General features: G+C 46.9%; 15 protein-coding genes. 11 read left to right on the forward strand and 4 right to left on the reverse strand.

Annotation, left to right across the window (positions count from 1 at the left end; translation table 11 throughout):
• Window positions 1–8: 8 nt before the first annotated feature.
• The 3 genes from L1N85_RS04540 to L1N85_RS04550 all read right to left on the reverse strand — a co-directional run bounded on the left by L1N85_RS04540 (window position 9) and on the right by L1N85_RS04550 (window position 1,988).
• A complete protein-coding gene (locus L1N85_RS04540; RefSeq protein WP_235235356.1) occupies window positions 9–320 on the reverse strand; it encodes a hypothetical protein in 312 nt (103 codons plus the stop codon).
• Window positions 321–515: 195 nt separating this feature from the next.
• Complete coding sequence (locus L1N85_RS04545; RefSeq protein WP_235235358.1) at window positions 516–1,514, reverse strand: aldose 1-epimerase; 999 nt, start codon at window positions 1,512–1,514, stop codon at window positions 516–518.
• 111 nt (window positions 1,515–1,625) lie between these two features.
• The gene (locus tag L1N85_RS04550; RefSeq protein ID WP_235235360.1) at window positions 1,626–1,988 is read right to left on the reverse strand and encodes a hypothetical protein; all 363 of its coding nucleotides are present in this window, start codon (window positions 1,986–1,988) and stop codon (window positions 1,626–1,628) included.
• Window positions 1,989–2,157: 169 nt separating this feature from the next.
• Between L1N85_RS04550 and L1N85_RS04555 the strand changes: the two genes are divergently transcribed.
• The 11 genes from L1N85_RS04555 (at window position 2,158) to L1N85_RS04605 (ending at window position 22,262) form a co-directional block, all read left to right on the forward strand.
• Window positions 2,158–3,258 carry a lactonase family protein gene (locus tag L1N85_RS04555; RefSeq protein ID WP_235235362.1) on the forward strand — a complete coding sequence of 367 codons (1,101 nt, stop codon included), beginning with the start codon at window positions 2,158–2,160 and terminating at the stop codon, window positions 3,256–3,258.
• A gap of 62 nt (window positions 3,259–3,320) precedes the next feature.
• Window positions 3,321–4,547, forward strand: a complete 1,227-nt coding sequence (locus tag L1N85_RS04560; RefSeq protein ID WP_235235364.1) for an MFS transporter — start codon at window positions 3,321–3,323, stop codon at window positions 4,545–4,547.
• Window positions 4,548–5,579: 1,032 nt separating this feature from the next.
• Entirely contained in the window at window positions 5,580–6,824 is a 1,245-nt protein-coding gene (locus tag L1N85_RS04565; RefSeq protein ID WP_235235365.1) for an MFS transporter, read from the forward strand.
• A 446-nt stretch (window positions 6,825–7,270) separates the two neighbouring features.
• Window positions 7,271–8,233, forward strand: coding sequence for an S-layer homology domain-containing protein (locus L1N85_RS04570; protein ID WP_235235367.1), 963 nt, complete (start codon window positions 7,271–7,273; stop codon window positions 8,231–8,233).
• Window positions 8,234–8,256: 23 nt separating this feature from the next.
• Window positions 8,257–9,519 (forward strand): S-layer homology domain-containing protein, encoded by a 1,263-nt coding sequence (locus L1N85_RS04575; protein ID WP_235235369.1) that lies wholly within the window; start codon window positions 8,257–8,259, stop codon window positions 9,517–9,519.
• Between the two features lie 31 nt (window positions 9,520–9,550).
• Window positions 9,551–15,217 carry an Athe_2463 domain-containing protein gene (locus tag L1N85_RS04580; protein WP_235235371.1) on the forward strand — a complete coding sequence of 1,889 codons (5,667 nt, stop codon included), beginning with the start codon at window positions 9,551–9,553 and terminating at the stop codon, window positions 15,215–15,217.
• 104 nt (window positions 15,218–15,321) lie between these two features.
• A complete protein-coding gene (locus L1N85_RS04585; protein WP_235235373.1) occupies window positions 15,322–17,103 on the forward strand; it encodes a sensor histidine kinase in 1,782 nt (593 codons plus the stop codon).
• Window positions 17,081–18,508: a response regulator transcription factor gene (locus tag L1N85_RS04590; RefSeq protein WP_235235375.1), complete on the forward strand. Its 1,428-nt coding sequence runs from the start codon at window positions 17,081–17,083 to the stop codon at window positions 18,506–18,508. Before L1N85_RS04585 ends, L1N85_RS04590 begins: the two co-directional genes overlap by 23 nt.
• A gap of 158 nt (window positions 18,509–18,666) precedes the next feature.
• A complete protein-coding gene (locus L1N85_RS04595; RefSeq protein WP_235235377.1) occupies window positions 18,667–20,391 on the forward strand; it encodes an extracellular solute-binding protein in 1,725 nt (574 codons plus the stop codon).
• A 69-nt stretch (window positions 20,392–20,460) separates the two neighbouring features.
• Window positions 20,461–21,351, forward strand: a complete 891-nt coding sequence (locus tag L1N85_RS04600) for an ABC transporter permease (protein ID WP_235235379.1) — start codon at window positions 20,461–20,463, stop codon at window positions 21,349–21,351.
• A gap of 20 nt (window positions 21,352–21,371) precedes the next feature.
• The gene (locus tag L1N85_RS04605; protein ID WP_235235381.1) at window positions 21,372–22,262 is read left to right on the forward strand and encodes a carbohydrate ABC transporter permease; all 891 of its coding nucleotides are present in this window, start codon (window positions 21,372–21,374) and stop codon (window positions 22,260–22,262) included.
• 110 nt (window positions 22,263–22,372) lie between these two features.
• On the opposite strand, the gene L1N85_RS04610 is transcribed toward L1N85_RS04605, so the two are convergent.
• Window positions 22,373–23,569, reverse strand: coding sequence for an ROK family protein (locus L1N85_RS04610; RefSeq protein ID WP_235235383.1), 1,197 nt, complete (start codon window positions 23,567–23,569; stop codon window positions 22,373–22,375).
• Between the last annotated feature and the right edge of the window lie 115 nt (window positions 23,570–23,684).

Consider the following 23,684-nt stretch of genomic DNA (forward strand, 5'->3'; position numbering starts at 1 on the left):
TTCCCTCCTTAGAGATTCCCGTTCCCGCCGTTGCCAAGATCGTTGATTCGGTTAAACGGCGTATTGAACTTGTTGTTGTTCCCGGAGTTGAAGGCACCGGCTCCGCCATGCTGAGCGGTTGTCGTCCGGTTGGCGTTTTTCGTCCGGCTGGCGTTGTTGTTGCTGTTGAAGTTCTCGGTGGCCGTATTTTGACTGCTGATCGGGTCAATGACTGCAAAGTCTCCAACGTTAAAGGAGGCGGAGCCGCTCATCGTCGTGACGTTGATGTTTTTAATATTGATATTGACTTTTGCTCGTTGAGAGCGGCGTCCTAATGGCATCGTTTTTCATTCCTCTCCTTTACCGTTGAAACTCTTACATCGATTCACATCCAATCCGGTAGTATCTTCGTTAATAATAGGATATGTTTCTCGCTGTTAAAGAACAGTGTTTTTCGGAAAATAGGCTTGTTTCTTTCATAACATATAGCAAAAAAAAAAAGGAATAACAGCGCTGGGCCGTTATTCCTCGAACCATTATTTTCTAACGTACAGTCTGCTTGTTTCTTCCCAAATGCCGCCCGGCTCAAGCGCGACCAGTCCGATTTGCTCTGCAGGCAAATCTACGTTCGGCGCGTTAACCAGATTTAGCTGCGGCTCGGGACAGAAGAAGCCCGGCGTCGCATTGTTGTTCCAGATCATCCACTGCTTGTAAGCCGTGCCGACGTCATAGACAAGCGTTACGTTATTGCGCGTATCCGTAAGCTTCATGGCGTTGCGGCCGTTTTGCGGCTCAGTCGTATAGTGGTTGTCCATCGACTCCCAGAAAGGCGAGATGCCCGTTGTCTTCATCGCTTCCTCATCGGCTGAAAGCGGCTGGTATTTGCCGGTCGGCAGCATCCGCTCGTTAAGCTCCCAGCGTTTGCCGGTCGTGAGGGTGAAGCGATAATCATCCGACGTGCTGTTCGGCGCGAACGGCGCATTAATCGCGGTATGGAAGGCGATCATGCAAGGCATGGCGTCGGTTCCTTCATTATGTACGGATACATGCTGCAGCAATCCCGAATCGTTTAGCGAGTAGCGAAGCTTAATTGTAAAGCGATGCGGCAAGTATTGGTAGATCGTGTGGCTTTCATCGATAGAAATATTGAGCGAGACATAGCTTTCCGTCTTGTTCGTGCCGAAATCTTCAACGCTCCAAGCAGCGGTATGGAAAAAGCCGTGCAAATGGTTGCCGGTCTTCGCTTCGTTAACGGGAAATGTATACGTTCTGCCGTTCCAAGTAAAGGTACCGTCCTCATAACGGTTGGGAGGAAACAGAACGGGAATGCCGTGAATGCCCGGATTCGCTCTGAAGCCGTCCATTTCCTCAGCCGATGGCTCGCGAAGGAAGGTGTAGTTGTTTACTTTATCGCGGAATGCGATGAGGTTCGCTCCAACCGCCGGCAATACCGCCGCTTCATATGCGCCCCATTGCAGCCACACGGCTTGCTCATCATGGAATGATTGTTCGAATGCTTGTCCTTGCGTAGACATGAGAAACCTCCTATGTATTCGTATAATATTCAACCTAAGAATAGCAGGATGAGAACAAACAAACAACCGCCCTATTCCACGTTTAGCGGAAAAAATGCGGTTGCTTGTACGCTATGGCGTAATGCGCAAATCCTTGTTCGAGGCGCGCTGCGAGAAGAGCTGTTGGATCACATATTGCTTGCGGCGATTGACGGACACCTGTTTGGATTCGGAGATGTCTGAGCCGAAATAAATGGTGCCGCCTTCGATCGTTTTGATTTTGCCAATGTTAATGTACCAGTTGGAGTTGATTGGATAGAAGCTGCGTTCGTTGGTGAGCTGATCAATCTGTTCGGCAGTCAATCTCTTCTTTATATTATAATTTCTGCCATGGAAGCTTACGATTCCTTGAATACCGACCTTGAAGTATAGAACATCCGACTCCAGTTCGAAATCCTCATATACGTTCCGTTCGCTCAGTACTTTATTCACCATCTCATTTTCCCCCTTTAGAAATGTGAACCACTGATTTGTTAGCGCTTACATTGTAACATGTCACAATACGTTTTGTGAAGTCTTTTATTTTAAAAAGACATTGTTTGCTGAAGCGGCATGTGCTATGGTCTCTTTAATGCCAAAAAAAAGACGGAAGGGTCGGGTGCGAATGAGCGACAATAACGCACAATTAAGTTTCAACGGAGTCTTCTACGCAGGCTCGTACGGAGATGCGGATGAGCCTACGATTCATGTTTGTGCCTTTAATGGTAGGACGAATGAGTTATCCGTTATTCAAAGCGTATCCGGATTGGAAAATGCTTCATACCTCGCGCTTCATCCGGGCGGCCGCTTCTTATATGCGGTAAGCGAAACGGCAGCAACGGGCGACGCGGTCGGCGGCTCGGCCGCAGCTTACGGGATCGAGGCTGACACAGGCCGGATTAGCGCAGTCGGCAGCCGCTTGCTCTCTTATGGAGCCCATCCCTGCTATATTAGTACGGATCAGGCGGGCCGGGCGCTCTTTGCGGCAAATTATACCGGCGGCAACGTTGTATTGTTTCCGCTTTCGCCGGAAGGCGAATTAGCGGCAGCCTCGTCGGTGCAGCGGCATGAAGGCGAGCTGGGACCGAATGCAGCCAGGCAGGATGCGCCTCATGCGCATTGCATCACTCCGCTTGGAAATTCCGGCTTTGTTTGCGCCGCTGACCTTGGTCTTGACGCCGTCATTATTTATCGCTATGATGCGGAGCGGCTCACGCTGACGCAGCACGGAATTTGCAACGTTCACCGCGGCGCAGGACCGCGTCATCTTGTTTTTCATCCTGTGCTGCCTGTCGGATATGTGTTGAATGAGCTTGACTCGACGATTACATGGTTAAAGGTGGATGCGGAGCAGGGAGTAATTGGGGCCGGGCCGGCCATTTCTGCGCTGCCTGCGGGTTATGAAGGCTATAACGATGCCGCTGATATTCATCTTGCGCCTTCCGGCCGCTACTTATACAGTTCGAACCGCGGACATGACAGCATTGCCGTCTTCGCGGTTGATCAGGGCAGCGGTGCGCTGACGCTCGTGCAGCATATCGACTGCGGAGGAGAGACGCCGCGTAATTTTGCAATTACGCCCGATGGCGGCCATCTGCTTGCCGCTCATCAGAAGTCGGGAAGCATAGCCGTGTTCAGCGTGGATACGGAGACCGGATTGCTGACCGCTACGGGTGCAACGCTTAAACTCCCGAGCCCCGTATGCATTAAATTCGCAGACGCTTGACCGCCTGTATGATCCGGTAACGGAAAAGAGGCATTTTCGTTAGAAAGGCAGGAACTGTACGAATGTCAACACAACTAGGTGTCGCCGGCACAAGGACTGACACCGTCAAATCCGCAACGGTTTACGCCATATTGGTAGCCATAAGCTCTGTTCATTTAATGAATGATATGATGCAATCCGTCGTATCGGCGTTGTTTCCCGTGCTTAAGGATTCGCTGCGGCTCAGCCTTGCGCAAATCGGCTGGATCGCATTTACGTTAAATATGACCTCATCCGTTCTGCAGCCTGTCGTCGGGCTTATATCGGACAAAAGGCCGGCTCCGTGGATGCTGCCGCTCGGTATGCTGTCCAGCTTGCTCGGCATGGTTGGGCTGGCATTTGCGCCAAACTTTTATTTGCTGCTTCTCGCTGTCGTATTTGTCGGGCTTGGCTCTGCCGTTTTCCATCCCGAGGGCTCGCGCGTCGTGCATTTGGCCGCCGGCAACCGGCGCGCCTTCTCGCAGTCTATCTATCAGGTGGGCGGCAATTTCGGTCATATGCTGGGGCCGCTTATGACGATGCTGATCTTTCTGCCGCTTGGCCAGAAGGGGGCGATATGGGGGACGCTGCTAGCGGTTACCGCCATTCTAATCCTGTTAAAGGTCGTGCCGTGGTATAAGAAACACCTTGCCATCCATAACGGAATGATGCAGAAGAGGAAAGCCGCAGGTCAAGCTAAAGCGGCGCTGGCGCCAAAGGTCGTAGCGCTCGCGCTGGCTATCCTGTTTGCAATCGTGTTCGCGCGTTCCTGGTATGCGGCTGCTATCGGAAATTTTTATCAGTTTTACGTGGAGGAAACGTACGGCTTATCGATCAAGGCAGCCCAGGTGCCGCTGTTTCTATTTTTGGCGGCAGGCGTTGCCGGCACCTTCTTGGGCGGAATTGCGGCGGATCAAATCGGACGTAAAAAAATGATGTTAATTTCGATTCTAGGCGCCGCGCCGTTCGCGCTGCTCCTTCCGCATCTGCCTCTCGCATGGGTATACCCGTTGATCGTCGTGCTTGGCTTTATTTTGCAATCCGGGTTTTCGGTAAGCGTCGTCTATGCTCAAGAGCTTATGCCTGGCAAGGTTGGTACGGCGTCAGGACTCATTACAGGCTTGGCATTCGGTATGGGCGGTCTGGGCGCGGTCGTGCTCGGTTATTTGGCGGATGCCTATACGCTCAGCTTCATTATGGCCGCTTGCAGCGCATTGCCGTTAATTGGACTGCTTGCGATTCTGCTTCCGAAGGACCGTCGAGAAGGCTGAGCGCAGAAATAGGAATGGAAGAACAGTCGTTTACGGGAGATAATCCTGGAGACGGCTGTTTTTTTTACTTTTGTAGAAGAGTGTAGAAAGGTGGACAAAAGATAGACGAAACACAGCGCAAGAAGCTAACGGCGTAGTATCAGGAGCACGAAAGGGTGATGGGCGTGTTCCAGATTACATATCATGATTTATACAGTTCGCCCCATATAATGGAAGCTATTTTATTGTCATAGAAGATGGATTTATACAGTAACTTCACGATCCCAAGCCCCGTTTGACGCGCTATGATGGATTTATACAGTAACTTCTTTCTCGGTTACGAATTACTCCTAACTTAGTGACCAGTTTATTTAAGCATAGATTCTCACAATTACCAGTTAATTCAGCGAATTGCATAAGTCCTGTACAAATAACGCGAATAGGAAAATTTATCACTTACAACTAGAGGACCCCCACTTTTATTATGTGGAGAAGTGAATCGGTGACTGCCAAGAATAACTTACAAAAATCCACCCTAACAATCCAAATTATGTTATACTAAATAAGAACAAATGTTTGGGTTTGAAGGGGTGAGATCATGGCAGAAATCCAACATTACAAAACGTATTAGATCTTGATTAAGAAGGGCAAATCAACGCGGATGTAAATGGAGCAGCCAATATATTGCGAAAAGTAGTTCCAAAGGCTTCGGCTTATGGAATAGAGGGATTGGACAGTACCCAGTCCGTCAAGGTGCCAACTCCACTGGTGATAAGCATTCGGTAGCTTGTTAGAATGATACATCATTCTAGAGACCGTTAATTTCGAGCATCAGATCCGATATGATTATAAGGACGTTTTCGCGACAGAAGGACGACAGCTTGCCGATATGGTCCGTCAGTACAACCGGGAGGTGGCCGAATTAAAGGAGCTATGGCTGGAGAAGCTGCAGCCTTACGGAGAGAAAGGCTATCACCATGCGGCTGACGAGGAGAAGAAATAATGGAGACTCAAACCGGAGTGAAAATCATTTAAGGGAGAGTGCGATTTGAAATGTCTGCTGAAGCTGTGAAAGGGGCGGGAGGAAACCTGCTCCTCAACAAATTTTTTCAAACGATTTTGTTATCGAATGTGTTGCTGCAAATTGGGATTTGGGTGCGGAATTTCGCCATTCTGATGTACGTGACCGATAAGACGAATGCGGACGAATTTGCGATTAGCTTAATGGGCTTCGTTGAATTTTTGCCGATATTCGTATTTTCGTTTATCGGGGGAACGTTCGCCGACCGCTGGAAGCCGCGATTAACGATGATATGGTGTGATTTTTTATCGGCGCTGTCGGTATTTATTGTGCTTATTACGCTGCTCTACGGCTCATGGCATATGGTCTACTTGGCGACCTTCGTGTCTGCGATCCTCTCGCAATTCTCGCAGCCCTCTGCGATGAAGCTGTTCAAGCAGCATATTCCGGAAGAGCAGCTGCAATCGGCTATGGCGATGTTCCAGTCGCTAATTGCGATCTTTATGGTTCTTGGGCCGTCGCTAGGCGTTATTTCGTATCAAAAGTTTGGGATTGAAGTTTCAATCGGAGTAATGGGCGTAGCATTCCTGTTATCGGCTGTCGTCTTGTTCCGAATTCCGCGCGACCGTGAAGTTGAGCGGACGGAGGCAGGCGCGGAACAGCGCTTCGTGCAGGATCTTAAGGATGGTTTTGCGTACGTATGGCGCAGTCCCGTGTTGAAATCGCTGGGCGGTACGTTCGCGCTTGCCGGCACGGCAGTCGGCATAGCCCATACGCTGGGCTTGTTCATCGTATTGGAGCGGCTGGAGCAGCCGAAAGAATTTTTACAATATATACTGATGGTCAACGGTGTTGCGATGCTTGTGGGAGGCGGACTGGTCATGGCTATAGCCAAAAAAGTTCCGCCGCAAAAGCTGCTCGCGCTCGGCATATTTCTAAGCTCCGTCTGCATGGTCGGCATCGGGCTGTCGACAAGCGTTCCGCTAACGTTAGTTTTGCAGTTTATAAGCGGACTCGGTTTCCCTCTCATCCAAATCGGCATCAGCACGATGATTTTGCAATGGTCGGAGGAGTCGTACATCGGACGGGTGAACGGTGTGCTTAGTCCGATGTTTATGGGTATGATGGTCATTATGACACTCGTTGCTGGCCAGCTAAAGTCTGTATTTCCGCTCGTCGGAATCTACAGTGCGGCGGGCGGTATCATGTTCTTAGGCATGCTGCTGCTCATCCCCTTGTTTAAACATAAACCGCTTGTTGCCGGGGCCGAAGGCTAGCGGCAAGCTGGAGGAGATGTCAAGCTGGAGGAGATTGACAGATCGTTCGGCCTGAAGTAACATTTAGAATAGTTGACAGGAAGCATAGCGAAGCACGCTTGTTCCCCCGAAAGAGGGAGAGGCGTGCTTTTTTTGTCGTTTGGAGAAAGGGAGGGCTTGGAAAAAGAAGGGGATTTCGACAGAAAACAAGAAATTCTATAAGATGCCTGTAAAAATGTACAAAACCAAAACCAGTGCTTGCCAAAAGTCGTGAATGCGAGCCGTTGAACGGACTTTAGATCCCTTATATCTGGATAGAACCCCCTGTTCGGAGCTATAGCGGACACAGGTTCCTTTATTCGTTCATTTCTGGGCGAAAACCTAGAGAAATACAGCAAATAGCGGATCGTATGTCCAGCAAGTTCGAATGGCATAGACATTAATTTGGATCGAATGAGGGAGTGTGAATGTTTGTAATGAAGCTGATTACATATAGGGTTTTGCCAGCTTTCGTTTTGTTGATGACCGTTTTTTTCCCCTTGCAGACATTTGCAGCGGAGAAGGTTGTTATAACGAAAACATATGACGTGCAGTCCGCCGCGGATTATATCGAATTTACGCTGGATGGTTATGACGGTGCCTTTACCTCTTCGATGACGATGCCGAACGGGCGGGTCGTTAAGATGGATAAAAGCAATAAAATTTCGGATAGCTCTCAGCCATATTGGACGAATGACTTTGCGGTAAGAGGCGCTCTGAAAGGAAGGTATACATTTAAAATTCATGCTCCAAAACAAGCCTATTATAACCTTCGCGTCAGCATACCGTTGTTTTCGGACATTCCGAATCACTGGGCGGCGGAATCGATCCATACATTTGTTCAAAAGGGAATAGTAGACGGCTTCGGGGATGGACGATTCGGGCCAAATGAACAAGTAACAGGTGAAGCGCTTGTCAAAATGCTTGTGCTTGCCTTGACCGCCGAGCAGCCGAACGGAAAGCGGCAATGGCTGACGAATTTCCGGTGGAAGGTAAAGGACGAGAAGCTGAGCAAGGAAATGGGCTTTCAAGAATTTAGCTTTGTTTCAGAAAATGGCCTCCCTTGGTCAGCTCCTTATTTATCGGCGGCAAACGGAATTGGCATAACAAAAGATTGGTCGAATGGTGAATTTCAGAAAGCTTTTAAACGCAAGGATGTAGCACTCTTGGCAGCTAATGTCATGAACATGGTTTCACCGTCTAAGCCGGCCAAGATTCCGGCATTCTCAGATATTAAGGCGTTGGACGCCAAGTACCAGGATGCGATTGTACAGGTAAATAATTCTAGTATCTTTAGCGGCTATCCAGATGGAACGTTTAAACCGGAAGATAAGGTGACGCGGGCAGAAGCCGTAGTTGTCTTAACGCGATTGATCGGGTTTCTGAATTAATGACAGGTAGAGGAGTGGTTCAAATGGTAAAAAAAATAATGATTGGTTTCATCGCGTTGTCTCTGTTCGCAGGATTGGCTTTTACGGCGGGTTCTGACAAAAGCGATCGAGCAGTTGCAGCCGAAAAGCTGCCGTTCTCGGATATTGAGAATCACTGGGCGAAGGAGAGTATTTTAAAGGCAGCGGAGAGCGGCCTTGTGGATGGCTTCCCGGATGGAACTTTTAAGCCGGATTCCGTTGTGAGTGGAGATCAATTTGTTTCAATGATGCTGCGTGCTTTTTCAGACGGTGGAACGAATTTTGATCCAGAGTGGATGGATGCATTAATGAATTATCAGCCGGCATTTTGGGGAACCATTCGTTCGGTCGTGAAGGAGAAAGGTTTCAATTTTCAAAACGCCAAAAGTGGGTATTGGGCTAAGCCAAATATTGATATGTTGTATGACATGAATGTGTTGATGACATTTGATTCTGTATTTCCTCCGACAAATGAGCGATATAAAAAGCAGATTAAACGCGAAGAGGCTTCTTATCTTCTTGGTTCTTGGTTTGATAAATTTGAGAACTCATTCGACTCAGCTTATATTGACTATACTTCAGCTAATAGTGGTTTAGTGGATATGAAAGATTTTACGGACTCTTCAGTTCGCATCTATCGAGAGACTGTATTGCTGTCCGGAATAATTCGTGGCTGGAACAAACACTTTTACCCGCAGCGTTATGTAACCCGAGCTGAAGCATTAACAATGGTTCAACGCTTGCGGGATCCAGCCTTACGAGATCCATATAAGCCAGATTTGAAAGGTCAGTATTATACTGAGTTAGATGGTCAGATATTTTTGTACAGTGATAAATTTAAATATGATTCGTACAAAAAGATTATCGATTTAGCGAATAAACATGTTACAAAAGGATATGTAAGTGTTGGAAATTTGGGTGTTACAGTTTTTGATAGCAAAAATACTTATGATAAACGAGACTTTTTAATTCGTTTGGGGGATTTTGTTAACGCACCTTCAAGCGAATTTGGATTGACTGTAGGGGAAGGGGATGCACGATACATCAAAATGATTTATCCAAAGGATAAAAAATATCCAAATTCGATTGCTTTTGTAGATGCTGCATTTGAATTTTTGGCAGGAAGTGGTAAAGGTGCTGATTTTAAATCTAATATTTCTTCAATGGAAAACACCTTAACTACGAAACCTTTAGAATTTTCTTTTAATAATAAAAAGTTTAGAGTTTTTACTTCTGGTAAGTTTTTCAGAATAGAATTGCTTTATTAAAAAGGGGAATTTCATGAAAGGAGCATCAGAATTGAGGAGATTAAGAAAAAATGTATCATTATGGATGATTGTTATTATGTTTTTATCAACGGTGGTTTCATTTATTCCTGCTACAGCTTTTGTTGAAACAGCTTTTGGGGCAGAAATGATTAATGGTTTCGATAATCCGTGCGGATACAATGTTCAGTCAGATGGAAAAATACCTTCCGGCGTTCGACCTTGTAATGAAGATGGATACAAATTTAATTCCAAGCTTTATTACGCTGAAGTAGTCATGAACGAAGCTGGGAAAAAATCGCCGCCGAGAAACCTGATCGTGTACGGCGATTATTCTTCTATCCCTGAGCGCAGCCAGAATTATAAAAGGGGTTGGCAAACAGACGAGAATATCGTCATTAATCCAGCGCCAAACGGGGAGGGTCACTATTATGCCTATACGACAAAATATGGTGGATATACATACGGGGAATTTAGGTACATAGGCTATACGGTAGACGGTTCCTTGTATCATAACAACTATTTTATTGTGGACGATGACAGGGGTATAAATTTAGCAAACAAGCATTGGGTCTTTCAACCTTGGAAAAGCTTGCCTAGTTCATACAGACATAAACCAGCAACACCCGGATTTATTTATGAAGATTTTGACTACAGTACAACCTTACCGGAATTCGATAAACTGCTTGAAAATATTCAACGTTCAATAGGATTCGATATTACGCAAGGGGTGGCATATAGTGATCGATATAACGTTTTGAGTGGCATCCCTGAAAACAGGGACCCAAGAAATTACATGGTCGTAAACCAACCAGCAACAGCCAGAGAAGCCGGTTTCGGTACCATGTTTCACTATAGCTGGGCTTCTCATTCGTTGTGGTATCAGACATTTTCTTTCGCGAAATTAAAAGGGCCGGAGAAGAATGCTCCGCCAGCTGCTTGCGTTGTAGAGCCGGTACAAAAACAGCCAATTCCATTAGGAAAAGACCGCAAGGTGCAAGTGCAGATTAAAGAAACGGGCACGCTGCAGGATCAGCTCATGCACGGCTCATTAGCAGCCGAAGCTTTATTTTATACGAGAAGGGAAATAAGCAACTGGCAGCTTAAACTTTATGATCAACAACAAGCAAAAAACTTGAATCTAGCCTCCTATACGAAAGCGGACAGTGTAGTCATTAAGGAAAATCAAGGATCGGGAATTTTCACCTTAGAAATCGATACCGACAAATTGGACAAGACGGACCCGAAAATGTGGAAATACACAACATATGGTGAAGCGGTGGCTATCTTTGCGAATCATACGGCTGCCGATCCGAACTTGTCCAGCAGTCCAAAGTGCAATCTCGATTTATCGTTTAAACCCGCAGAAAAAGGCGTTATGCTATCCGATTTCAATATCATACCGCAAGTGCATTTCACTAAAAAATTAAGCTTTGACAAAGAAATGATTGGTTATCAGGACTTATCCTATGGTAAAGATGCTGACTACTATATTTTTGAAATATCCAACGATGAAGACGGAACGAAAGTAACTAAAACCTTTGATCCAGCCATTCCTGAAATAAAGAAGCCCAAAGCGGGTTACCTGGATCAGGAAGCAGTCCGTACATTTTTACATGATTACATATTGACCAAGTTTTCGGAGTCAGCAACAGGTCGCAAATTAAAGACATTTCAAATCAAACAGACCATTGTCGATAAAGATGAAACGACAAATAACCAATCCATTGCGTTGAAAACAATGATTGTCATTCAAGATGCGCCGATTGAAATAATTGGCGGTTGTGCAAATCCAAACGCTGTGTTTCCGCCTGCTCCGCCGCAGTACATACAGCCGGAAGCGAGCTGGCCGCTTGACTGGTACGATGTTGTGCCGTTTCCGGTAACGGACGCAGAACCTGGCTATATCCCTGCGCTGAGCTGCAAATCAGCACCCGGCTATGAAGATTTCGCCAAAAAAGCATTCATCGATGGCAAGGAAATTGATGTGAACAAATTTTTTAACGGAGAGTATGTGTTTGGTGAAGCTGCGCTTGGGATCCGCGAAGTAAAAATTGTATGGACGGCACCTGATGGCACGGAATCATTTATGATCAGGCACGTAGTCATTCACGAATCAAAACCAAGAGTATCGTTAAAAATCGAAGGGACGTATAAGCAGAACCGGACGATGATGGCATATGACCGATCTGCAGCGAGCAATGATCAATGGGTTGAAACGAATGCGCCTTTAGAAATTACATCTTTTAGTTTTGTTGATACGAGCGATCCGAACCTGAAATGTCGGACTGGATATTGCGAGAGCAATCTTTCGCAAAAAATGTTTATGTACAAGAAAACAGGAAATTACCAAATGAGTATCGCGGCCAAAAGGGTTATCAATTATGGTAACGGAAAATCAATAATCCGTTACTCCGATCCGTACCTCGTCGATTACGAAATCATGCCCGATCATAAACCAGCCATCATAGCCCATGCTTATGGTGCTGAAATCAGCCGATTGGACAAGCTGCAGCTGTACTATGATGTGCAAAGTACGGATGAAGATTTCATCGCATCCAAGACATTGAAAGTATTTTACGACGCGAATAATGACGGCACCTTTGAAACCAAAGTCTATGAGACAGCCGATGACGTAACAGAGCTGCCGAAGCTTCCCAAGCTGGGTCAATATCAAATCGTTGTAGATGCTAAAGAAGGGACTAATCAAGATCGACTGATGGAATTTATTACACCCGCGGATGATCAGACAAATACTTCTTCTTCATATTTTTTTGTAGACAACTATGAACCTTCAAGCGATTTATATTTGGAAGTTCCAAATGAAAAACCGGACATGGATGTTTTCTTCATGTTGGATTCCAATTTAACGCAGAGTTCAACTGATTATGTAAAGAACAATAAAGTCACGATCACGAACGCTTTTACAACGGGGAACATGCTTGCGAATATCGGGATATGGGATATGAAGACGTACACCTATGATCAACCGGCTAATACCTCTAAAAATACGGGATCAAGTTATCCATCGAGTACGATTACTTATTCTAGTGAAGGTTATTCAGGAACGTTGTCCCGAACAAGTGTATCAAATTCGCCTTATAACAGGGATGAAGGGAAGTATGTTTCTAAAACAGATTCTAAAACCGCAACAGATTCTTGCAGCAACACCGTTACGACAACCTATAACCAAAATGGCTATGCGAATGGAAGTTCTTCTTGGAGTGAATGTCCAAGCAGTGTGTCGTATAGTGATGGAAGCTATTCAGGATCATTAAGCAGATCAGGTACTTCTTCAAGCGGTTCATGCCCATCTTCTGGAGGTCCAAAAAACGGATCTTGCAGTGTAACATGGTATGCCAGCTATTCAGGTACTGTATATTGGACTCGTGATGTTTGGGAGCCGCGGATGGTTAGCTATGATGATTACACAGGGTATTATAGCGGAACCATTTACAAGGATGTCAGGCAGTCGTATGACGCATCGTTTATGAGGGCGGTTCAGTCAAAGTACGTGATTTATATTTCGGATAATACAGTTAGCCATCTTCCGGATTTGCAAAATGTCATGAATAAACAAGTTGCTAAATTAGTACTTATCGGGCAGAACGCCATCCAGGCGCAAATCATTCACGACAAGTACATTCAAAATAACAAAGCGATTGATCAACTGGTAAGCGATGTAATTGATCACATTGGCGAAAATAATCCGGCAATACCAAAAGTATTTAAATTGGTGGGCGAGGATGTGGAAACACATACCGCAACGTTTGATTACGAGGATGATTCGATAGCTGCAGACGAAATGCAAATTATACAAGATCCAAACCATTTCGATAATTCAACGGGCTTTGATACTTTTAAAGGAAAATCGATAATTTTGGAGAAAAGCGCAGCTAATTGGCATACGTATCAGTCAATCGTGAACCTGATCAAGCCAGGTAAATATACTTTTTTTCGTCGTGTTAAGGATATGCCAACAACAGATCCGAATTTCGCGGATTACGCTTATTATTCAAACGAGTCGGCAATCGAGGTTTTTGTGCACCGCAAGCCGGTAGCGGATGTCACATTAGATTTTGATTACTTATTGGCCTCCAATACGTATCGCACAACCTGGGTAGATATGTCGTATGATCTGGATCATAACATCACCAGAGCCAATACGGATCGAGGCATTCAAGCCAGAACGATTAAATTTACCAATCAAACAACAGGTGAGGTGTTTACCAAAATTCCGGAGTCCCTGCCGCCAGGCACATACGTATTGGATTACATGGCCCAGGACTTGGAGGGCGTTTGGTCAGAGCCTGTTCAAAGAACCTTTGTTCTGCCAGATACGGTACCCTTGCAGATGAAGTCTAATTTGAAAACGGCGTATAGCGGCTTTTCATTAGCCAGCGTTCCAGCAAGTGAGTCTTTAGTCGCTCATCAACTTTGGACAAGGTATCCTTATTCGATCTCATTAGCTTTTTCGATGGCTGGTCATATATCCCGTTCCGTTCCTTATTACACCGGCACGAAGAATGGTAACGATATTACCTGGAATAACGAGTCATTCACCATACCAAGCACGACGCCGGACGGTCCATATACCTTCACGATTACCGGGAATGGTTCCGTCGCGGGTTCAAAAGCAGCTCAAACCTATGCCGTTCAAGTGGAAACGCCCATCGAATTGAGCGGTACAATCGATGCCGTTAGCGGCAGCGCATCTAACGTCGCATCCTTAGTGGTCAACGAAGCCTATCTTTTAAAGGCAAAAACAACGAAATATGCGAATTCAGCAACTGTGACCATATTTAAAGGGACGCCATACCAAAGAAATGTTACGCTAACATCCGCCACAAGCCAGACAACGGGGTACGGCCAGAAAAATTGGACGGGCAGCTATACCGTTGGCGCAATTCCGAACGGGTTCTATACCTTCGAGTGGAGGTCCACTACGCCAAATGGCAATAGCCAGACAGTAAGCAGGACGGTCGAGATCGTTAGTAACCGCCCGCCTGCGGCAGACTTTGATTGGTCGCCGAAGCCGCTTTATGAAGGGGATTCAGCTCTGTTTCAATCGGCCGTAAACGATCCGGATGGCAATACATTATCGGTTGTCTATGAGTTAACGAGCCCGACTGGAGTGAAGAGCAGCTATTCGTATTCGATTGGAGGCCCGAGCTATCCTGCTAAAGGACCTGCGCTAACGCTGACCTTGGCTGGGACATGGACAATGCGGATGACGGCCAGCGACGGCATCGCGGCTCCGGTCGCTGTGACGAAATCCGTACAGGTGCTGCCCCTAACCGTTATCGGCCGTGTAAAGCATACCGAGCTATGGGAACAGCACCGGCAGGATTTTAATGTGAAGAAGTCAGGAAATGCGAATTCGCCGCGCGGCTATTCGGTTTTCTGGGCAGGCGAGAAGTTTGTACTGGAGGCGGATACGACCGTGACCGGCACAGCAACGAGGGCAGACCGGGTAGAGGTGCAAATGGGCGATTATTCCGCCGCGCTTATCGCATCGGATTCGGCACGCACCAGTTGGAAGGGCGAGATGTGGGATGCTGCATTTGCCGGGTTGGCAAGGGGCGCGATTACTTTCACATTTACCGTTCATTACAGCAATGGAACCGTTAAAACCGATACTATTGAGGCCACCATCGATGGGCAGACCATGGATATCGTTGGCGTGCATCGAAAACAGTAACGGCTGAATGGATACGACAAGCAGATTTTTGATTTTTCATATTTGTGGTAAGATGACGGAAAAGACTGTGTTCATTATTTCATTGTGGCAAAGGTGTCGATACGTTGAAACATTTAATTCAGAAGCTAGGTCTTATACTGTTTGAGCAATTAACATTAAAAAAGCGGATTATTCTCATTATCGCAGCAGGCACATTAATTCCGTTCGTATGCACCGCGCTCATTTCTAATCATGCCATTACCTTGATTCTTAATAAACATCTGAATTCCGGGGTTCAAAGCAACCTGCACCAGGTACAATTGTCGCTGGAAAACACAATTAGCAATCTCAATCATGTATCGCAGCAATTGGCGTATCCCGGAAGCGTAGGCATGAGACTGGAACAATATTTATCCGCTGCCCAGCAGTATGAAAAAGCAAAATTAATTCAAGATATCCAATCCGAGCTGAACCTTATTACGTTCACGAATCCCTCAACGGGTCTGGTGATGTACTACTTTGAAAATGATGAAAGCTATATGTTTCAGAACAGCGCAATAAGGTCAGACTTCTCGATCGACAAGCTTCCTTTGCTTGCCGAATATTATGGAATTACCTATTTTGGTCCGCATATCAGCAACAGCATGTATAATGAACAGTTCGTGCTGTCCGCACTGCGCCGGGTCGACTTGCCTGGTCGAGAAGGGATATATGTCTACATCGAATCCGGGTTTAAATTGACCCAGAGTATACTCGAAAGCGACCGTATCGGCAAAAATTCGTTTCATCTGATTCTCGATAATGATCAACGGATTTCTTATAGTGAGGCAGCCGGCATTTTTCCCCAAAACACGTATTTTTCAATGAACGGTGAACCTTCTGAGCAAACTGCCAGCGCAGACTCCGGTCTGATGAATGGCTATTACTGGTTCAAAGGCACCAGCACTCAGGGCTGGAGCATCGTGTCGCTCATCCCGAAAGCGGATTATAATCAGGAGAAGAACCGCTGGATTATGCAGATGTTTTATTTGTTTGCACTTTTCACTACAATCGGACTGATTACCTCATGGTTGCTATGGAAGATGGTGTATAAGCCTTTAAATCAATTCAACATGGAGATGAAAAACGTCATAAGTACCCGTGTCCACTCTCCTTCGGTGAGAACCAACATTCCAGAGTTCACCTACTTGCTGAAGCAATTTCAAAATATGAAAGATCAGATTGCCACCCTGTTTCAGGAAGTGGAGCTGAAGGAGAAGCGTAGAGCTGATCTGGAGGTTGAGAAGCTGCTATATCAGATTAACCCTCATTTTCTGATGAATACACTGGATACCGCACACTGGCTTGCTGTCATGAACGGGCAGAAGGAGATTGACAAGCTGGTGTTGTCACTGAACAAGCTGCTGCATTATAATTTGGGCAAATTGGGCGAAACATCGACCATTCGGGAAGAAATCGACTCGCTACGTCAGTACCTCATTTTACAGCAAATTCGCTACGACTTTGAATTCGATGTGCGGATCGATGTGGATGACGATGTGCTGGATGTAACCGTGCCCCGCTTTATTCTGCAGCCGCTTGTCGAAAACGCGTTATACCACGGTCTGGATGACGAAGGTTACATTCGGGTGGACGTGAAGCAAAGGTCACACATCGAGATAACAATTCAAGATAACGGTGCCGGTATTGCGGAAGACAAGATCGAAGAGCTGTTAAGCGAGCAAAAAACCGCACGAGAAAAGGTAGGTATGGGAATCGGCATGAATTATGTGAAACGGATGATCGAATCCCATTATGAAGGTAAAGCCAAGCTGGAAATTAATAGTGAAATCGGAGCTGGCACCAGCATAAAACTTACTTTACCCTTCAGGGAGGTAAAAAACGATGATGAACGTACTGGTCGTTGATGACGATAAGCTCGTACGAAAAGGTCTGATTTCCGCCATGCCTTGGCAGGATTTCAATTTGCAAGTCGTCGGTGAAGCCAGAAACGGAGAAAAAGCGCTGGAAGTTCTAGCCTCTCAGGACGTTGATCTGCTGCTGACCGATCTGGCTATGCCGGTCATGTCAGGTCTTGAATTGATGAGAATCGTACGTAAAAAATATCCCCATATCTTCATTGTGGTATTAACGCTTCATCAGGATTTCGAATACATTCAGGAAGCACTCCGTTTAGGAGCGATTGATTATATCGCTAAGGTTCAATTGGAAGAGGAGAATTTCGAGGAAGTGCTGGGGCGGATATGCGGACGAATTGCCGATGAACAAGCCAAGCTTGATGCTCAGGAGAAAGAACGAGGCAAAGAGGAGATACGTCTGGATCAGGGGTACGCCATGATCACCCTCATGAACAGTTCGGTGAGTGAACACATCGAACCGAGTATTATGTCCAATCTCTCTCCTTCGCGAGAGATTGTGCCTGGTCTGCGGCTGTGGCTGCCTGCGGACGACCGGGAAGCCCGGGAGACAGGCAAACAACTGTCTCAAGCGGCAGTGGAACATTCTCAGCTGTGCATTCTACAGCTTAATGGGATGGAAGGGCAAGACTTATCACAGGTGGAGCGATTGCTCATAGCATACAAAATACACGGGCTCTTTTATTCCTATCGTCCGAACACGAATATTTATCCGTTATTATTAAATAGTATGAAGGCAACACCTCCCGAAGTGGAACAGTCGGCCATGATGTCGGTGCGCGAGAGGGGCTTGTCGCTAGAGTGGGTTCACAAAGCATCACTGTTTGAGCAGCTTGTTGAAGATTTATACAAACTGCAACTGCCCGTCGTTCAGCTCATGAACGAACTGGGTCGGTGGGTTCTGGAGTGGAACCGTATCTATCAGCCGGTAACCTCCTGCAGCATCGATGCTCCGGCATCGCCTGATTGCTGGGTAACGGTGGAGGAGTGGCTGAATAAGACTCGCAATGCACTTACGGAGGCATTAGGAAAGCCGCTTTATTCGGCGGATGTACAGGAATGCATCTTAAAATCAGTACAGCTGATTCATGCAGGGCTGGCTGGACGTCTGAATGTGACCGGCATCTGTCAGGAAGTCAACATGAGTAGAAGCTATTTTAGCCAATGCTTCAGAGATATCGTTGGTTCGACCTTTAATGATTATGTAAGGCAGCTTCGCGTGAACAAGGCGAAGGAGTACCTGTTGAAAACAAACAAGACGATCTTCTGGATCGCCGAGCATACGGGATACGCGGATGAGAAGTATTTCAGCCGAATCTTTCGCAAGCATACTGGGCTGCTTCCAAGCGAATTCCGTCAGCTTCACCGTGCAGGAGGAGAAACGTCCGAAACATAGGATGACAAACATCCGATGACATCCATTCCTTTATGCTGATCTGTTCAAAATTTAAGCAATACCCCACCTAAACCTGAGATCGCCCTCTAACCATGAGAGCGGTCTCATTATGTTATTGTTAGGGTAAGAAAAAAACAAAGCGAAAGAAGGGGTGCAATATGAATAAAAAAAATCAAGGCATACTGCTTCTGTTCATGGTCATGCTGCTCATCATCAGCGCATGCGGCAACGCAAACAATTCGCCCAATAATACAGGGGCGAATAATAACGTTGCGAACGAGACGAAGAACCCGGATAATCCGCCGGATCCTTTCGGTAAATATGAGGAGCCGGTCACCATCAGTATTGGAATGGAAGTCGATCCTACTGATCAAAGCTTACCGGCCGGCGATACCCCGTCAGACAATCAATATACACGAAATGTGAAAGAAAACTTGAATATTAATGTCGAACATGCCTTCACAGCTTCAGGCGCCAATATGCCGCAGAAGATCAGTCTAGCCATTGCAAGTGACGATCTGCCGGATGCGATGGTCGTAGGGCCGATTGAATTGAGACAAATGGTCGAGGCCGATCAATTGGCAGACTTGACGGAGGTATACAAGAATTATGCTTCCCCTACCATTAAGGGCATAATTGAAGGCACGGACGGCGCTGCACTGAAGGCTGTCACATTCGATGGAAAAATTATGGCCATACCTGGTGTGCAGTTGAAAGCAGACGGTATCCATACAATGTGGATCCGTCAGGATTGGCTGGATAAGCTCGGCCTGGAGCCTCCGAAAACGATAGAGGATCTGGAGAAGGTCGCCAGGGCATTCGTCGAGCAGGATCCGGACGGGAACGGCACGGCCGACACTATAGGCATTTCCGGTCCGCAAAGCGGTGATGGCAAGATGTATGCGAATTTCCTGGAATCCAAAAACAATTTGTATGGCTTTGATGCTATATTCTCCGCCTTTGGCGCATACCCCGGCTTTTGGATTGAAGGGGACGACGGGAAGCCGGTATATGGATCAATCCTGCCGGAAACAAAAGAAGCGCTCATCAAGCTGAGCGAAATGTATGCAGACGGACTGATTGATCCAGAAATGGCAGTGCGTAAAGATTCCAAGGAGCCGGTCGTAAACGGCAAGTCCGGTATGTTCTTTGCCCCATGGTGGATGGGCTACGGTCCGATATCCGATGCGGTCAAGAATGATCCGAAGGCGAATTGGCAAGCTTATGCGCTGCCGCTCAATGCAGAGGGAAAATTCAGTCCTCACGTCGGTACCCCTTCCAGCGAATTTGTCGTCGTTCGCAAAGGTTATGAGCATCCTGAAGCGCCAATGAAGATGCTGAATAATTTGTTCAAGGGTGAGTCCGAAGCAACCTTCGATCCGAGCAAGGGAGGACCGGGCTTCTACCCGTTGCGTCTAGTTTATGCTCCATCCGACGAGACGGAATATACAGTTAAGGCTATTCGTGAAGTGCTTGCTGGCACGAAGACACCTGAAGATTATGCGGACGATGTCGAGTATAAGCTGCTCGCATCCGACCTTCTAGCTATCAAGAAAGTGAAAAAAGAACCATTCGATCAGATGGGAATTGAAACGTGGGACCCAAGCGCAGATATGGGAATTTGGACTCGTGCCTATTCCATTATGATTGGCGGCACCCCGCTTGTGGACACCGAAATGGTCGATGTGCCAAGCTTGATCTATGAACAAACCCCATTAATGGAAAGCCGCTGGGTGAACATGAAGAAGATGGAAGATGAAATGTTCTTGAAAATTGTAATGGGTGCGGCTTCTGCCGACTCATTCGATCAGTTCGTCGCAGATTGGAAAAAGCAAGGCGGCGATCAGATTACACAAGAAGTAATAGATGCAGTAAACCAATAAACCTTATTATGGCGGCGCCAGCGCTTAGCTGGTGCCTTGCCATTTGATCACGTCGAAGGGAGAGATAGCATGAAAACGAAAGGGTTTGCCAAGCATTATTACCTCATGCTGTTGCCAGGCTATCTTTGGCTCATTATTTTCAGCATTATACCCATGTTCGGCATCATTATTGCCTTTCAGCAATTCAACCCTGGAAAAGGTATCTTTGGCTCAGAATTTGTAGGTCTTGAGCATTTCAGATACATGTTTACACTCAATGACACGCGGGATATTTTATTTAATACACTCTTTATCGCCGTTATGAAAATCATTGCGAATTTGATTGTACCGCTCATCTTTGCGCTGATGCTCAATGAATTGCGGCTGCTGATCATGAAGCGATGGATTCAAACGATCGTTTATTTGCCGCATTTTTTGTCCTGGGTTATTCTGGGCGGCATCGTACTTGATTTGTTCTCCTACAACGGACCGATCAATCAGCTTGGCGGGTTATTCGGATTAGAACCTGAGCTCTTCTTTGCCAATGCAAGCTTGTTCCCTTACCTTATCGTAGGCAGCGATGTATGGAAGGAATTTGGCTTCAACACCATTATCTACTTGGCGGCTTTGACGGGCATCAGTCCCGCATTGTACGAAGCAGCAGGCATAGACGGCGCCAGCCGCTTCCGCAGCTTGTGGCATATTACTCTGCCAGGCATTCGCACGACTGCAGTCCTGTTAACAGTTCTCAGTCTCGGGAATGTGCTTAACGCTGGTTTCGATCAGATTTTCAATCTGTATAACCCGCTGGTGTACTCGACAGGAGATATTATTGATACATGGGTGTACCGGACAGGTCTGTTGAATCTGCAATATGAGCTGGCAACAGCAGTAGGCTTGTTGAAATCTTTGGTTGGATTTCTATTGATCTCCATTTCCTATTACTTGGCTTACAAGTTTATTAACTACCGTATATTCTAACAGGAACAGGAGGTGGCAGGATGGTTAGAGATACAACGCCCGGTTCAAAGATGTTCGATATCCTATTGATTATCGTGCTGGTGCTCATCACTCTCACCTGTATTTTGCCGCTGTGGTACACATTAGCGCTTTCTCTGAGTTCGAATTCCGCAGCTGCAGCAGGCAGGGTATGGTTATGGCCGATCGATTTTAACCTCAAGGCCTATCAACAAATTTTGCAAGACAGTCAATTTTTCAACTCGTTCTGGATTTCTGCGAAGCGTGTTTTCTTGGGAGCCGGACTAAACCTTATCGTTGTAGCTATGATGGCTTACCCGTTGTCGAGAAGCGCTCAGCAATTCAGAGCACGCAATATGCTCATGTGGACACTCATATTCACGATGCTGTTCAACGGCGGGCTGATTCCTTTATACCTGACTGTTAAGGAGCTGGGTATGCTTAACAGCATTTGGTCAATGGTGCTCGTCGGGGGAGCCCAGACTATCGTCTTCAACATTATTCTGACCGTCAACTTTTATCGCAATCTGCCCAAGGAGCTGGATGAAGCGGCACTTGTGGATGGAGCAGGGCCATGGTATACGCTGTTCAAAATATACATCCCGCTCGCTGTTCCGGTGCTGGCAACTGTGACGCTGTTCAGTATTGTCTATCACTGGAATGAGTTCCTCTATGGTCTCATCTTCATGACGCGTGAAGAATACTATCCGCTGCAAACCTATATTCAACAGCTCGTCGTCTCCGTTGATCCCGCCACGATGACGGAGGATCAGTACAAGCGAATGTCCGAGCTCTCGAACCGAACGCTGGACGCCGCAAAGATTTTTATCGCCATGCTGCCCGTATTGGTTGTGTATCCATTCCTGCAACGATTTTTCATTCACGGAATTACGCTGGGGTCAGTTAAGGAATAACTCTGAAGCCTCGTTTGGCGCGCTATAGTGGATTTGTACAGTAACTTGTCGAAAATCAAAACCCGCCTTCGTCTTATTAGGTGGGTTTTCGTATATGACCAACACCGTTCTCAGCTCTTTATCTTCGAGAAGAACTTGCTGATCGCATAATAAGCCGCGCCCCGAACGGCGGATTGCTCTTGAAGCTCGGCGAACAGAATCCGCATTCGCTCCCGGTGATAAGGCAGCGCCCGGCGGTCAACGGCAGCTTGCACGGCTGGCTCGAGCCACTCTGCGGCGCGGCTCATTCGGTTGCCGATGATGACGACGTTCGGATTGAACACGTTGACGATATTCGCTATGCCGGCGCCCAAATAATCGCCGATCGAGCGGATAAGCCCGCGTACGCGTTCATCGCCGGCCGATGCCGCCAGCAGCAGCTCCTCCAAGCTTTCGAAGCCCAAAGGCGCCGCCCGCTCAAGCAGCGCGTTCTCTGAAGCGTACAATTCCCAACAGCCCCGATTGCCGCAGCTGCAGGGCTTGCCGTCGTACTCGATCGACAAATGTCCGAGCTCGCCGGAGAAGCCCGATCCGCCTTTGTACAGCTCTTTATTCAAAATAATGCCCGTTCCGATTCCGATCCCTACGCTGACGTATATCTGATTCGGTATGCCGCGTCCGGCTCCGTATTTTTGCTCGCCTTGAGCTCCCGCATTCGCCTCATTATCGATCGTAACCGGTATCCCGAACCGTTCCTCGAGCTGCTTCTGCAGCGGAACCTCGCGCCACTTCAGATTAGGCGCGAACAGAATCGCTCCCTTATCGTCCACGATGCCGGGCACCCCGACCCCAATTCCGACAATGCCGTAGGGGCTCTCCGGCGCTTCATTCATAAGCAGCCCGATACATTCCTCAAGCTGCCCAAGCGTAAATGCCGCATCATGCTTCTTCAAGGAACGTTGATGCTCGGCTATGACATTGCCCTCCAAATCGACCAGCAATCCGCGTATATAATTAACGCCGAGATCGATGCCGACCGCGTAACCGGCCGTTCCGTTAAATAGAAGGATGACGGGCTTGCGTCCGCCGCTCGATTGCCCGGGTCCGATTTCAAGCACAAGGTGGCTGTCGATCAGATCCTGCACGAGACTGGATACAGTCGCTTTATTGAGTCCGGTAAGCTCGGATATTTGCGCTCTCGACAGCGGAGCATGCTTCAGTACGGCTTCGAGCACGATGGATGTGTTTATTTTTTTGATTAACGCGAGGTCGCCAGTTGGTTTCAATTTCAATGCAAAAGCCTCCGTCCAAGTAACAATAACTAACATTGTATCACGAATTGCCGAATAGTGAGATTGCTCGTACCGCATACTGTATACGGAGCAAAAAATGGATGATACGTTTCATAACAGTTTAACATAAAAACTTAGTTTGTTTAATAGA

Origin of the sequence: Paenibacillus alkaliterrae, from assembly GCF_021532375.1 — a bacterium.
In the GTDB taxonomy this organism is placed as follows: domain Bacteria; phylum Bacillota; class Bacilli; order Paenibacillales; family Paenibacillaceae; genus Pristimantibacillus; species Pristimantibacillus alkaliterrae.

Coding starts and splice junctions, on each gene's coding strand:
- L1N85_RS04540 (WP_235235356.1), bottom strand. CDS start 320: ATGCCATTAGGACGCCGCTCTCAACGAGCAAAAGTCAATATCAATATT.
- L1N85_RS04545 (WP_235235358.1), bottom strand. CDS start 1,514: ATGTCTACGCAAGGACAAGCATTCGAACAATCATTCCATGATGAGCAA.
- L1N85_RS04550 (WP_235235360.1), bottom strand. CDS start 1,988: ATGGTGAATAAAGTACTGAGCGAACGGAACGTATATGAGGATTTCGAA.
- L1N85_RS04555 (WP_235235362.1), top strand. CDS start 2,158: ATGAGCGACAATAACGCACAATTAAGTTTCAACGGAGTCTTCTACGCA.
- L1N85_RS04560 (WP_235235364.1), top strand. CDS start 3,321: ATGTCAACACAACTAGGTGTCGCCGGCACAAGGACTGACACCGTCAAA.
- L1N85_RS04565 (WP_235235365.1), top strand. CDS start 5,580: ATGTCTGCTGAAGCTGTGAAAGGGGCGGGAGGAAACCTGCTCCTCAAC.
- L1N85_RS04570 (WP_235235367.1), top strand. CDS start 7,271: ATGTTTGTAATGAAGCTGATTACATATAGGGTTTTGCCAGCTTTCGTT.
- L1N85_RS04575 (WP_235235369.1), top strand. CDS start 8,257: ATGGTAAAAAAAATAATGATTGGTTTCATCGCGTTGTCTCTGTTCGCA.
- L1N85_RS04590 (WP_235235375.1), top strand. CDS start 17,081: ATGATGAACGTACTGGTCGTTGATGACGATAAGCTCGTACGAAAAGGT.
- L1N85_RS04595 (WP_235235377.1), top strand. CDS start 18,667: ATGAATAAAAAAAATCAAGGCATACTGCTTCTGTTCATGGTCATGCTG.
- L1N85_RS04600 (WP_235235379.1), top strand. CDS start 20,461: ATGAAAACGAAAGGGTTTGCCAAGCATTATTACCTCATGCTGTTGCCA.
- L1N85_RS04605 (WP_235235381.1), top strand. CDS start 21,372: ATGGTTAGAGATACAACGCCCGGTTCAAAGATGTTCGATATCCTATTG.
- L1N85_RS04610 (WP_235235383.1), bottom strand. CDS start 23,569: ATGTTAGTTATTGTTACTTGGACGGAGGCTTTTGCATTGAAATTGAAA.